This window comes from Pelomonas sp. Root1237 (genome assembly GCF_001425055.1).
Taxonomy (GTDB): Bacteria; Pseudomonadota; Gammaproteobacteria; order Burkholderiales; family Burkholderiaceae_C; genus Pelomonas.
Genome location: NZ_LMDK01000019.1, coordinates 176,481 through 189,323, shown reverse-complemented (window position 1 = coordinate 189,323; position 12,843 = coordinate 176,481). Strand labels below are relative to the sequence as shown.

13 protein-coding genes are annotated in these 12,843 nt (G+C 67.8%); 2 read left to right on the top strand and 11 right to left on the bottom strand.

What is annotated here, in order from left to right; all coding sequences use genetic code 11:
- Positions 1 to 12: 12 nt before the first annotated feature.
- From ASC91_RS23675 to dusB, 11 genes are all read right to left on the bottom strand, one after another.
- On the bottom strand, positions 13 to 993 hold the full coding sequence (locus tag ASC91_RS23675) for a phosphatidate cytidylyltransferase (RefSeq protein ID WP_056202979.1): 981 nt from the start codon (positions 991 to 993) through the stop codon (positions 13 to 15).
- Entirely contained in the window at positions 993 to 1,643 is a 651-nt protein-coding gene (locus ASC91_RS23670; RefSeq protein ID WP_056202975.1) for a 1-acyl-sn-glycerol-3-phosphate acyltransferase, read from the bottom strand. The genes ASC91_RS23675 and ASC91_RS23670 overlap by 1 nt, the downstream gene beginning before the upstream one ends.
- 45 nt (positions 1,644 to 1,688) lie before the next feature.
- On the bottom strand, positions 1,689 to 2,576 hold the full coding sequence (locus tag ASC91_RS30715) for a tetratricopeptide repeat protein (protein WP_056202972.1): 888 nt from the start codon (positions 2,574 to 2,576) through the stop codon (positions 1,689 to 1,691).
- 108 nt (positions 2,577 to 2,684) lie between these two features.
- Entirely contained in the window at positions 2,685 to 3,074 is a 390-nt protein-coding gene (locus ASC91_RS23660) for a GFA family protein (protein ID WP_056202970.1), read from the bottom strand.
- A gap of 8 nt (positions 3,075 to 3,082) precedes the next feature.
- Positions 3,083 to 3,622: a GNAT family N-acetyltransferase gene (locus tag ASC91_RS23655; RefSeq protein WP_056202965.1), complete on the bottom strand. Its 540-nt coding sequence runs from the start codon at positions 3,620 to 3,622 to the stop codon at positions 3,083 to 3,085.
- Between the two features lie 30 nt (positions 3,623 to 3,652).
- On the bottom strand, positions 3,653 to 3,940 hold the full coding sequence (locus ASC91_RS23650; RefSeq protein ID WP_056202962.1) for an antibiotic biosynthesis monooxygenase: 288 nt from the start codon (positions 3,938 to 3,940) through the stop codon (positions 3,653 to 3,655).
- Positions 3,941 to 3,942: 2 nt separating this feature from the next.
- On the bottom strand, positions 3,943 to 5,583 hold the full coding sequence (locus ASC91_RS23645; protein WP_056202959.1) for a GMC family oxidoreductase: 1,641 nt from the start codon (positions 5,581 to 5,583) through the stop codon (positions 3,943 to 3,945).
- Positions 5,584 to 5,585: 2 nt separating this feature from the next.
- Positions 5,586 to 6,995, bottom strand: a complete 1,410-nt coding sequence (locus ASC91_RS23640) for a coniferyl aldehyde dehydrogenase (protein ID WP_056202956.1) — start codon at positions 6,993 to 6,995, stop codon at positions 5,586 to 5,588.
- A 252-nt stretch (positions 6,996 to 7,247) separates the two neighbouring features.
- Positions 7,248 to 8,828, bottom strand: coding sequence for a bifunctional phosphoribosylaminoimidazolecarboxamide formyltransferase/IMP cyclohydrolase (gene purH / locus ASC91_RS23635; protein WP_056202954.1), 1,581 nt, complete (start codon positions 8,826 to 8,828; stop codon positions 7,248 to 7,250).
- A gap of 115 nt (positions 8,829 to 8,943) precedes the next feature.
- Entirely contained in the window at positions 8,944 to 9,192 is a 249-nt protein-coding gene (locus ASC91_RS23630) for a helix-turn-helix domain-containing protein (RefSeq protein ID WP_056202949.1), read from the bottom strand.
- Positions 9,193 to 9,211: 19 nt separating this feature from the next.
- Positions 9,212 to 10,276: a tRNA dihydrouridine synthase DusB gene (gene dusB / locus ASC91_RS23625; RefSeq protein WP_056202947.1), complete on the bottom strand. Its 1,065-nt coding sequence runs from the start codon at positions 10,274 to 10,276 to the stop codon at positions 9,212 to 9,214.
- Positions 10,277 to 10,339: 63 nt separating this feature from the next.
- Between dusB and ASC91_RS23620 the strand changes: the two genes are divergently transcribed.
- Both ASC91_RS23620 and ASC91_RS23615 read left to right on the top strand, forming a co-directional pair.
- Positions 10,340 to 10,837: a YqaA family protein gene (locus ASC91_RS23620; protein WP_056203603.1), complete on the top strand. Its 498-nt coding sequence runs from the start codon at positions 10,340 to 10,342 to the stop codon at positions 10,835 to 10,837.
- A gap of 253 nt (positions 10,838 to 11,090) precedes the next feature.
- Positions 11,091 to 12,578 (top strand): carboxypeptidase M32, encoded by a 1,488-nt coding sequence (locus ASC91_RS23615; RefSeq protein WP_056202944.1) that lies wholly within the window; start codon positions 11,091 to 11,093, stop codon positions 12,576 to 12,578.
- Positions 12,579 to 12,843: the final 265 nt, after the last annotated feature.

The following is a 12,843-nucleotide window of genomic DNA, read 5'->3' as shown; positions in this document are numbered from 1 at the left end:
TGCCGAGGATCCTCATCGGTAGTACCAGTTCGCCGAATGGAACAGCACTGGCGCGGCAAAGCACAGCACCGCGATGCGGTCGAGCAGGCCGACGGCGCCGGTGATGGAGCTGCGGTTGCCCCAGTACAGCACGCCGGCGTCCTTCTTCAAGGCCTTCATGACCAGGCCGCCGAAGCCCGCGGCGCCGGCGGTCAGGAAGGCCATGGCCAGCGCCTGGCCGGCCTTGAACGGCGTGATCCAGTACAGCAGCAGGCCCGCCAGGGCGCCGGTGCAGGTGCCGATCCACCACGCCCGCATCGAGAAGCTGCGGCTGATCTGCCGGGCCACCGGGCGGCGGCGCAGCGCGCGGGTGGCGATCTCCTGCGCGATCTGCGAGGCCGCCACGACCATGACCAGGAAGAACAGCAGGAAGGCGCCGCGGCCGGTGTTGCCCGGAATATCCAGCAGCAGCAGCGCCGGCGCGTGCGACAGGCCGTAGACGCAGACCATGACGCCCCACTGGATCTTGGCGTTGCGCTCCAGGAAGCGCCGCGGGTCGCCCGCCAACGCGCTGACTATGGGCAGCACGAGGAAGCCGTAGACGGGCAGGAAGACGGTGAACAGGTCGAAGAAGCGCGTGCCGCAGATCATGTACTGGATGGGCAGCAGCACGAAGAAGGCGACGATGAGGGTGCGGTGATCGCTGCGCTCGGTGTGCACGAGGGTGATGAACTCGCGCAGCGCCAGGAAGGAGAACAGCGCGAACAGCAGCGTCGCGCCGAGCGGCCCGGAAATCCACGCCACCCAGAACATGCAGCCGCCGATCCAGGCGGCGCGCAGGTCGCGGCGCACGCGCTCCCAGGCGAGCTGGGACTTCAGGCGTTCGTCCTCGTTCTCGCGTTCGCGCAGCGAGTTCAGGAACAGCCCCACCGTCAGCAGCATCAGGAAGCCGAACAGCACGACGAAGAGCAGCGCCACCTGCTCGCTGGGCGTCAAGGCCTTGAGCCAGCGCATCAGTGGCCCTCCTCTTCGCGGCCGACCCAGTAGGGGTCGGGCCGCTGCTCCATGACGGCCTCGCGGGCACGGCACAGGAAGTCGGCCTTGCTCTCACCGGCCTGCAGCTGGATGGGGGCACCGAAGGTCACCGTGCACAGGATGGGCACAGGCACGACCTCGCCCTTGGGCATGACGCGCTGCACGTTGTCGATCCAGGTCGGGATCAGTTGCACATGCGGGAATTGCTCGGCGAGGTGGTAGATGCCGGACTTGAAGGGCTGCGGGTTGCCCTTGTTGGAACGCGTGCCCTCGGGAAAGATGACCAGCGAGTCGCCATTGGCCAACGCCTCGACGAGGGGCTCCAGCGGGTCCTCGTCGGGCTTGCTGCGCGTGCGGCTGACGTAGATGGCGTTGAAGACCGAGGTGGTCAGCCAGCGCTTGAGGGCACTGGTCGTCCAGTAGTCGCGGGCGGCGATGGCGCGCGTGGTGGCGCGCAGGTCGTGTGGGAAGGCAGCCCAGATCAGGACGAGATCGAAGTGACTCTGGTGGTTGGCGATGTAGATGCGCTGCTCCGCCGTCGGCGGGCAGCCCTTCCAGTGGCCCTGAGCCCCCGTGATGAGGCGGGCAATGAAGGAGAGCAACTGGCCGGTGAAAGCGGCTGGCGTCATGGGGCGGGATTATCGGGGCCCGCCCCCGCGCCAGCCCGTGAGGACTTACCAGTCGTCGCCGCCGCCGCCACCGCCACCCAAATCGCCGCCGCCGGCGTCGCCACCGCCCCAGCCGTCACCGCTGCCGAAGTCGACGTCACGGCGGCTCAGTTCGTCGGCGGCGCTGCTGGAGCCACCGGAATCAAAGCTGCCGGGGATCAGGCCGCCGCTGGTATCGGTGTCGCGCGCAACGCTGCGTTCGTCATGGCCACCATGGAGCAGCTTCTCGGCCAGCATGCCGGCGGCAACGCCACCCGCTACGCCAAGACCAACGCCGAGCATGCCGGGGCCGCCCGAGCCAGGCGCCTGCATGCCGCCAGGCCCATAACCAGCACCAGCGCCATAGCCGCCCGCGCCATAACCACCCGCCATGGCCGGCTGCTGGCTCTGCGCGGCGGTGCGGTTGCGCATCCAGCGCATGGCCAGCCAGATGAAGATGACGGCACCGCCGATCAGCAGCCAGAGGGACACACCACCGCCGCTCTCGCTGCGCTCGACCGGCGCGGCGCGCATCGGCGGTGCCGCATTGACGGCAGTCGGCGCGACGGACTTCGCCGCCCCGGCCTGCTCACGCTGCAGCAACTGCTCGAAGGCATTGAACTTGGCGGCGTCGGCGAACTTGATGGCAGGGTCCAACGCGCGAGCGCGGCGCGTGTGCTCGGCGGCTTCAGAGAACTGGCGCTGGTGGGCCAGGATCTCGGCCAGCACGTAATGGGCGCGCGGGCTGTCGGGCTTGGCCGCAACAACCTCGCGCATCATCTTCTCCGCGCCGGCGTAGTCGCCACGCTGAGCAGCGGCCTGCACCTCGTCGACGTTAGGCAGCGCCTGGGCGCTGCCCAGCCAGAGCGTGCCTAGCAGGGCCATGCACAGCAGCAGGAATCGGGGGAATTTCATCGCAACACTCCTCAAACCATCACCCACCCGCCACGCGCGTGGGAAGACGGCAGTTTGCGCCCCTGATCTGGCGACGAGCCGTGCGGTTTCAAGGCTTTACCTGTAGGACTAGAACCAATAGTCCGCCACGCAGCGCCCGTCGCGCGGCAGGTCGTCGAAAGTATCGAGGCCGTCGAAGTGATCGATCGGGATGGCCGCTACCGCATCGGGCTCGGCCAGGCGCAGGTTGACGGCAATGCGGCGGCGCCCGTCGGCTTCCAACCTCAGCCCGCGCCAATGCGTCACGCAGCCGCAGGTCGGGCAGAAATGAAATTCCAGCGCCTTGCCGCGCACATAGGCCTGCGTCGGGCCCGTGACATGGATGCCTTCATCCACGTAGTCGTAGGCCCACAGCGTGCCGTAGCGGCGGCAGGCCGTGCAGTTGCAGGCGGTCGCGCCGTCGGGCTGGCCATCGAAGCGCCAGCGTACGCTGCCGCACAGGCAGGAACCTTCGATCATGAGCAGGCCTAATCGGGTGCAGCCGGGTGCACCGCTGCCGCGTAAACCGGGTCGATGTAGATCTGGCCGCCGAACAGGAATTCCTGGCCGCCAACCTGGGCGAAACCGAAGCGCTCGTAGAAGGCCACGGCTCGCACATTGCGATCGTAGACACCCAGCCACAGGGTCTGCGCCCCGCGCCGGCGCGCCACGGCATGCACCTCATGCATCAGCGCCGCGCCCAGGCCGCGGCCGATGAAGCCCTCGCCGAGATAGATGCGCCAAAGATGGATGGGGTCGGGGCCCGCCACGCAATCGGGCGCGGGCTCGACCTTGACGATGGCGTAGCCGGCGAGCTGCTCGTCCACCCAGGCCAGCAGCACCGTGCAGGTGGTGTCCAGGATGACGCCAGCCATGACCTCGGGCTGGAAGTGCTCGGCGACATAGTCGGCGATCTCCTGCGCGTCGCTGAGGTCACGGTAGGTGTCGGCGAAGGCCTGGGCGCCGAAGGCCGCGAGCGCGGCAGCGTCCTCAGGCGTGGCGTGGCGGATTTGTGGCGGGCTGTACATGCGTGGACCGCATGTTCGCATCCCGAGGCTTCAAATCTGCTCGTAGTGCAGCACCGTCGGGAACGGGTCATAGAAGTGGTGCAGCAACCGGCGCCATTCCTGGTAGCCCTCGGACTTGCGAAAGCCTACCTCGTGGTGCTCGACGCTCTCCCAGCGCACCAGCAGCATGTAGTGATCGGCGCGCTCCAGGCAGCGCTGCAGCTCATGGCCCAGGTAGCCGGGCATGGACGAGATGATTCCCTGCGCGACGGCAAAGGCCCTCTCGAACTCAGCGCCCTGATCAGGCCGCACCTGAAGCTGCGCGATCTCCAGGATCATGCTCAGGCCGCCTGCGCAACGATCTCGGGCTGGCGGGCTGCAACCTGCATCATCTGCGCTGCCTTCTCGCCGATCATCATGGCCGGCGCGTTGGTGTTGCCGCTGATCAGCGTGGGCATGATGGACGCATCCACCACGCGCAGGCTTTGCAGGCCGTGCACACGCAGCTCGGCGTCCACCACGGCCATCGCGTCCGTGCCCATCTTGCAGCTGCCCACGGGATGGTAGATGGTGTCGGCGCGCTGGCGCAGCAAGGCTTCGATGTCGGCATCGGAGTGCGTCTCGGTGCTCCACATCTCGGTGCGCCAGTGCGCGCGCAGCGCCGGCTGGTGCAGAAGCTCGCGCGTGAGCTTGAAGCCGGCCACCATCTGCGCCATGTCGTCGGCATGCTGGAAGAAGCCTGGGTCGATCAGCGGCGCGGTGCCGGCGTCGCGACCGGCCAGCCTGACGGTGCCGCGGCTTTGCGGGCGCAGCAGGCACACGTGGCAGGACATGCCGTGCCCCATGCGCATCTTGCGCGCGTGGTCTTCCACGGCGGCGACGACGAAGTGCAGCTGGATGTTCGGCCGCGCCTGCGCGGCGCTGGTGCGCAGGAAGCCACCGCCTTCGGCGAAATTGCTGGTCAGCATGCCGCGGCGCTCGGCGCGGTAGCGCTGGACGGCGCGCCAGAAAGCGAACCCGCCGCGCAGCGACAGGCCGAAGGTGTCGAGGCTGCTGCTGCGCAGGCCGAACACGAAGTCCGGGTGGTCCTGCAGGTTGGCACCCACGCCGGGCAGGTGGTGCAGCACGGCGATGCCCTGCGCCTGCAGTTGCGCCGCATCGCCCACGCCGGACAGCATCAGCAGCTGCGGCGACTGGATGGCGCCCGCCGCCAGCACGACCTCACGCCTGGCCTGCAGCCGACGCAACACGCCGCCCACCTTCACCTCCACGCCCACCGCGCGGCGGCCGTCGAACAGGATGCGCTGAACTTGCGCCTGCACGGTCACGCGCAGGTTGGGCCGGCCGAGGTGCGGGCGCAGGTAGGCGCGGGCCGCACTGCAACGCTCGCCGCGGTCCTGCGTGACCTGGTAGATGCCAACGCCTTCCTGCGTTTCGCCATTGAAGTCGGCGTTGATGACGTGGCCCGCCTCACGCCCCGCGGCCACCCAGGCCGCCTGCAGCGGGTTGTCAGTGCGCAGCTGGCTGACCTTCAACGGCCCATCGCGGCCATGCAGCGGGGCGCCGAAGGTGTCGTTGCCCTCGCTCCTGATGAAGTGAGGCAGTACATCGCTCCAGCCCCAGCCGGGGTTGCCGAGCGCGGCCCAGTGGTCGTAGTCCTCGCGCTGGCCGCGGATGTAGACCATCGCGTTGATGCCCGACGAGCCACCGAGCATCTTGCCGCGCGGCACATAGCCGCGGCGGCCATTCAGGCCCGGCTGCGGCACCGTCTCGAAGGCGTAGTTGTGCAGCTTGCTGGGCACCATCAGCACGGCACCCGTGGGCACCGTCCCCAGCCAGTTGCTGACGTCGGCACCGGCTTCCAGCACCAACACCTGGGTGCCGGGGTCTTCGCTCAGCCGGCCGGCGAGCGCCGAGCCGGATGAGCCACCGCCGATGACGATGACGTCGTGGGTCTCGTCGAAAGCTTGAGGGTCGTTCATGGTCAGGCGATGCGTCGCAGCAGCGAAAGGAGTTTCTCGAAGGTGGCACCGTAAGGCGGCTGGAACAGCTTGGTGCCGGCAAAGCGCGACTGGATGAACAGCGGCTTTTCCTTGCTGAAGGTGCGGAAGCCCCACTCACCGTGGTAGGACCCCATGCCGCTGGCGCCGACGCCGCCGAAGGGTTGCTCTTCCTGGCCCAGATGCCACAGGCAGTCGTTGATGGTCACACCGCCGGCATGGGTCTCGCGCATCACGTGGTCGCGCGCAGCGCTGTCGGTGCCGAACCAGTACAGCGCCAGCGGGCGATCACCGCGGTTGATGTGGGCGAGGGCCTCGTCGACCTTGTCGTAGCCGACGATGGGCAGCAGCGGGCCGAAGATTTCCTCCTGCATGACGGTGGCCTCGGGCGGCACGTCCAGCAGCAGAGCCGGCACGAGCCGCCTGTCGTCGGGCTGCTCGTCATGGCTGCGCAGCACGCGGGCGCCGCGCTCGGCCGCGTCGGCGATCAGGCCTTGCAGCCGGGCATGGTGGCGCGGCGTGGCGATGCTGGTGTAGTCGGCATTGCCGGCGATGCGCGGGTACATGCGGCGCATCTCGGCCAGGATCTGTTGGCTCAGCGGCTCGACCATCTCCTTGGGCACCAGCAGGTAGTCGGGCGCGACGCAGGTCTGGCCGGCGTTGAAGAGCTTGCCGAAGGCCAGGCGCGACGCGGTCAGGTCGAGGTTGCAGCTGCGGTCGACGACGGCCGGCGACTTGCCACCGAGCTCCAGCGTCACCGGCGTCAGGTTCTTGGCCGCGGCCTGGGCCACGTGGCGGCCGACGGCGGTGGAGCCGGTGAAGAAGAGGTGGTCGAAGGGCAGCGTCGTGAAAGCCTTGCCCACTTCGGCGTCACCGGTGATGACCTGCATCTCTTCGGGCTTGAAGTATTCGGCGACGAGGCGGGCCATCAACTCGGAAGTGGCCGGCGTCAGCTCGGACGGCTTGATCAGCACGCGGTTGCCGGCGGCCAGCGCCGCGACGGCCGGCTCCATCGCCAGGTAGTAGGGGTAGTTCCAGGGCGACACGATGCCCACGACACCCAGCGGTTGGCGCATCAGCACATTGCGGCCGGGCAGGAAGTGCAGCGGCGTGGCGACGCGCCGGGTCTTCATCCAGCGGCGCAGATGCTTGATAGCGTGGCGGGCGCCGGACTCGACGGTGAAGATGTCGGCCAGCAGCGATTCCTGGCGGGCGCGATGGCCGAAGTCCTGGGCCATGGCGCTAGCGATCGCCTCGCCGTGCTGGCGCGTCATCTTGAGCAGCCGTTGCAGGCGGTCACGGCGCACCTCGTACGAGGGCATGCGCTCGGCCTCGTAGGCGCGGCGTTGCGCCGTCAGCGCCAAGTGCAGGCGCTCCTGCAGGGCGGTGTCCATGGGCATGTCTCCGGTTCTCGATCTAGTGCGTCGAGGCTAACCGCAAGACGGGCCCCCACCATCGGTGGAGGCCCTGGACTAGAGGCGCGCGTCTAGTCCCCGAGGTGACACGGGCATTTCATGGGATTTGCGGGCCGAGCGCTGGGCCGCTCCCGAGCCGGCCCGCCTTGGCGATGTGCTTGCCGGTCAATCCGGCAAGCATCGCCGTCCCCTCGGGGGACCGGCCAAGGTACTCCTTGGACGAGGGGCTCTTTAATGGCGGAAATGGCGTACGCCTGTGACCACCATCGCGATGCCGCGCTCATTGGCTGCGGCGATGACTTCGTCGTCGCGCATGGAGCCACCCGGCTGGATGACGCAGCTCGCGCCCGCGTCGGCCAGCACGTCCAGGCCGTCGCGGAAGGGGAAGAAAGCATCGCTGGCCACGGCCGAGCCCTGCAGGCTCAAGGACGCATGCTGGGCCTTGATGGAGGCGATGCGGGCCGAGTCGAGGCGGCTCATCTGGCCGGCGCCGACACCCAGCGTCATGCCGCCGCCGCAGAAGACGATGGCATTGCTCTTCACGTACTGGGCGACGGTCCAGGCGAACATCAGGTCGTCGAGCTGCTGGGCCGTGGGCTGCAGCGTCGTGACGACCTTGAGGTCTTCGCGCTTCAGGAAATGGTTGTCAGAGGTCTGCATCAGCAGGCCCGAGCCGACGCGCTTGCTGTCGCCCGCGTTGCGGCCCTGGTCCCAGGGGCGTGGGCCGCCCGGCGGCAGCGCGATCTGCATGAGGCGCACATTGGCCTTGGCCTTGAAGATCTCCAGCGCCTCGGCGCTGAAGCTGGGAGCCATCAGCACTTCGACGAACTGCTTGGCGACGAGCTGGGCCGCCGCGCCGTCCACTTCGCGGTTGAAGGCGATGATGCCGCCAAAGGCGCTGGTGGGGTCGGTCTTGAAGGCCTTGCTGTAGGCCTCGGCCGCGGTGCCGGCCACGGCCACGCCGCAGGGGTTGGCGTGCTTGACGATGACGCAGGCCGGCGTGTCAAAGCTCTTCACGCATTCCCAGGCCGCATCGGCATCGGCGATGTTGTTGTACGAGAGTTCCTTGCCCTGCAGCTGCTTGCCGGTGACCAGCGACCCAGGTGCAGGGAACAGGTCGCGATAGAGGGCCGCACTCTGGTGCGAGTTCTCGCCGTAGCGCAGGTCCTGCACCTTCACGAACGTCGAATTCATCTGCGCCGGGTACTCGGTCTTGCTGCCGTCTTCCTGCAACGCGGACAAGTAGTTGCTGATGGCCGCGTCGTACTGGGCGATGCGGTTGAAGGCGGCCACCGAGCAGGCAAAGCGTGTCTTGTCGCTGGTCTTGCCGTGGGCCTTGAGTTCAGCGAGCACGCCGGCGTACTGGGCCGCGTCGGTCAGCACCGTCACGTCCTTCCAGTTCTTGGCCGCGCTGCGCACCATGGCCGGGCCGCCGATGTCGATGTTCTCGATGGCGTCTTCCAGCGTGCAGCCGGGCTTGGCCACGGTCGCCTCGAAGGGGTAGAGGTTGACAGCCAGGATGTCGATGCGCGTGATGCCGTGCTTCTCCATCGCCGCGACATGCTCGGGCGTGTCACCACGGGCCAGCAGGCCGCCGTGGATCTTGGGATGCAGCGTCTTCACGCGGCCGTCCATCATTTCCGGGAAGCCGGTGTGCTCGGCCACCTCGGTGACGGGTAGGCCGGCTTCGGCCAGCAGCTTGGCGGTGCCGCCGGTGGACAGCAGCTTGGCGCCCAGGGCGTGCAGCGCTGAAGCGAATTCGAGGATGCCGGTCTTGTCGGAGACCGAGAGCAATGCAGTGAGTTGGGTCATATTCTTGATCAGTTGGGGTCGGAGCTTGTCGCTGCGCTCGAAGGTCCAACCCGCAAAGCATGTTCAGTTGAGGTCGGAGCTTTTCGCTTTGCTCAAAGGTCCAACCCGCAAAGTCTTATAGATTGTGATCGGTCAGCTTGCGGCGCAGCGTGTTGCGGTTGATGCCCAGCCATTGCGCGGCCTTGCTCTGGTTGCCGCCGGCTTCGCGCATGACGATCTCGAACAGCGGTTTCTCGACCAGCTTGACCAGCATCTCGTGCATCGAATGCGGCTCCTGGCCGTCGAGGTCACGGAAAAAGGCTTCGAGGTTGTCGCGCACGCAGGCGTCGATGGGGTTGGGCGTGGTGTTCTTCTGGGCACTCATGACAGGGCGCGAATGGGTTTCAGGCGGCACAGGCTTCGTCGGCCTGTGCGTCTTCGTCGTTGGCGGCCGCGACGGTGGGCGGCAGCCGGTCGTGGGTCTGGCCGAGTTCATCGAACCAGTCACGCAGAGCCTGCAACTGCAGGTCGCAGCTCTCGAGCGTATTCATGTGCTGGCGGAAGGCTTCGCCGCCGGGCAGGCCGCGCACGGCCCAACCGATGTGCTTGCGGGCGCTGCGCATGCCGCTGAGCGCACCGTACAGGCCGTAGTGGTCGTGCAGATGCTCGGTCAGCCAGTCGCGTGCTTCAAGCACGGTGGGCGCGGCTAGGTGTTCGCCTGTCGCCAGAAAGTGGGCCACCTCGCGAAAGATCCAGGGCCGCCCCTGGGCGGCACGGCCGATCATCAAGGCGTTGGCGCCCGTGTAGGCGAGCACGTCGCGCGCCTTCTCGGGCGAGTCGATGTCGCCGTTGGCGACGACGGGAATAGTCAGCGCTGTCTTCACGGCGGCAATGGTGTCGTACTCGGCCAGGCCCTTGTAGCCCTGCTCGCGCGTGCGGCCGTGGATGGTCAGCATCGCGATGCCGGCCGACTCGAACAAGCGGGCCAGGCGCAGCGCATTGCGCTCATCGGCGCTCCAGCCGGTGCGCATCTTCAGCGTGACGGGCACGCCGCCAGTGACGCCACTTTTGGCACACACCGCGACGACGGCCTCGACGATCTCCAGCGCGAGCGCTTCGTTGCGCATCAGTGCCGAGCCCGCCCATTTGTTGCAGACCTTCTTGGCCGGGCAGCCCATGTTGATGTCGATGATCTGGGCGCCGCGGTCGATGTTGTAGGCCGCGGCTTCGGCCATCATGGCCGCGTCGGTGCCGGCGATCTGCACGGCAATGGGCCCCGGCTCACCGCTGTGGTCGGCGCGGCGTGAGGTCTTGAGGCTGCCCCACAGCTCCTTGCGCGACGTGACCATCTCGCTGACCGCATAGCCCGCACCCAGGCGGCGGCAGAGCTGGCGGAAGGGCCGGTCCGTCACCCCTGCCATCGGCGCCACGAAGAGCCGATTGGGGAGAAGGTGGGGGCCGATTTGCACGAGAGGGTCTGCTTAAAAAAGAGGCGAGATTGTAGCCATCCGGCCGCACCGACAATGACCGCCATGGAAGCCTGGCTCGGTCAATTCATCAGCGAGCTGCTCGCCGCCCTGGCTCTGCCCCAGGTCGGGCTGGTGGCCGTCTTCGTCATCACTTTCGTCTCGGCCACCCTGCTGCCGCTAGGCTCGGAGCCAGCCGTCTACCTCGTTATCAAGGCGGACCCGAGCATGTTCTGGGCCGTGATCGCGGTGGCCACGGTCGGCAACACGCTGGGCGGCATGACGAGTTGGTGGATAGGCTACGGCGCCGAGAAGGCGGTCGAGGCGGTGAAGCATCACGAGCCCTCGCACTCACGTGCGATGCGCTGGCTGCAGCGCTTCGGCCCCAAGGCCTGCCTGATGAGCTGGCTGCCCATCGTCGGCGACCCGCTCTGCGCCGTGGCCGGCTGGCTCAAGCTGCCGTTCTGGCCCTGCGTGGGCTGGATGGCACTGGGCAAGTTCCTGCGTTTTTTGCTCTACACCGTGGCTTTGATTTGGCTGATTCCGGAGACCTGGTTGTCATGACGCTGCCCCTCGCCCAATCTCGCCCGGCTGAACGCGGACGAGCCCGGTCGGTCTTGCAGACCGCGCAGCCGACGGAGCGGCTGCCCTTCGGTAGGCACCACAAGTCCACAGGACTTGCCGTGTCCGGCCTCAGCCCCCGCGGGGACGGCGATGCTGGCGGCATCGAGCCGCCAGCACGTCGCCAGCGCGGGCCGGCTCGGGAGCGGCCCAGCGCTCGGCCCGCAAGTTCCAATACCCCACTACGTGGATTGACATGACCTCTGCCTACCAAGATTTGGCCACGCGCCAGCAGCGCCTGCACCACCTCGGCCATCTGCAGGCCATCGCGCAATGGGACCAGGCCGCCAACATGCCGGCCAAGGGCAACGAGGCGCGCAGCCTGGCCCTGGCCGAGATGGACGGCTTGCTGCACCAACTGGCCACCGACCCGGCCCTGCCCGGCCTGCTGGAGGCTGCCGACGCCGAGCCACTGGATGAGGGCCAGCGCGCCAACCTGCGCGAGATCCGCCGCGTCTGGCGCGCCGCGAACGCGCTGCCGCAGGCGCTGGTGGAAGCCAAGAGCCTGGCCAACAACCGCTGCGAACACGCCTGGCGCAGCCAGCGTCCGGCCAACGACTGGGCCGGCTTCGCGCCGAACCTGCGCGAGGTGCTGAAGATTGCGCGTCAGGAAGCTGAAGCGCTGTCGCAGAGCGCGGGCCTGTCGAAGTACGACGCGCTGCTCGACAACTACGAGCCGGGCATGCGCAGTGCCGACGTCGAAGCGGCCTTTGCGCCGCTGCGCGGCTGGCTACCGGGCTTGATCCGCGACGTGACGGCCAAGCAGGCCGGTGAGACCGTTATCCAGCCCGTCGGCCCCTTCCCCACGGCGGCTCAGAAGGCCCTCGGCCTGGACGCGATGAAGCTGATGGGCTTCGACTTCGCGGCCGGCCGCCTGGACGAAAGTACCCACCCCTTCTGCGGCGGCGTGCCCGAGGACGTGCGCATGACGACGCGCTATCGCGAGGATGACTTCCTGCCCAGCCTGATGGGCACCATCCACGAGACGGGCCATGGCCGCTACGAGCAGAACCTGCCGCGCGACCTGCTCGGCCAGCCAGTGGGCCGGGCGCGCTCCATGGGCATCCACGAGAGCCAGAGCCTGTCCTTCGAGATGCAGCTCGGCAGCCACCCGGCCTTCGCCGGCCTGCTGTCACCGCTGCTGGTGAAGCATTTCGGCGACCAACCCGCCTTCGAGCCCAGCAATCTGAACAAGCTGCTGACGCGCGTGAAGCCCGGGTTCATCCGTGTCGATGCCGACGAGGTGACCTACCCCGCGCACATCCTGCTGCGCTTCGACATCGAGCGCGCCCTCATTGAAGGCCAGGCCGAAGTGGACGACATCCCGGCGCTGTGGGACGCCAAGATGGCGGAACTGCTCGGGCTGGACACCCGCGGCAACTTCAAGGACGGCCCCATGCAGGACGTGCACTGGCCCGCCGGCCTGTTTGGCTACTTCCCCTGCTACACGCTCGGCGCCATGTACGCGGCGCAGTGGTTTGCGGCGATGCGGTCCCAGCGCCCCGACCTGGATGCGCAGATCGCCCGCGGTGAACTGGGCACGGTGTTCGACTGGTTGTCCACCCATGTCTGGCAGACGGCCAGCCGCTATGAGACGCCCGAACTGGTTCGGCGCGCCAGCGGCGAGGCCTTGAACCCGGCGCATTTCGAGGCCCATCTGCGCGACCGCTATCTCGGCAGCTGAATTCGAGCAAAGACGGACAGCTTGTCGACAGCTTGCGCTGGGGTGCGGGAACAAAAAAAGGGCCGCTCCTGCGGGAGCGGCCCAATCAGTTTCAACAACGATCTCTCTCTTCAATCCACTGCGCTTCCCCGGCCCCCCGGCCTTCTCCGCGCGTGGCGCCCGGTTTGTGGAGTCCCGGACTGGGCCGCTGCAACGCGAACAGCGACCGTGATTGCATTCTGAGCACATGCCGCCGGCCTCGCATCCCCGCAAGCCAAGGGGGCGC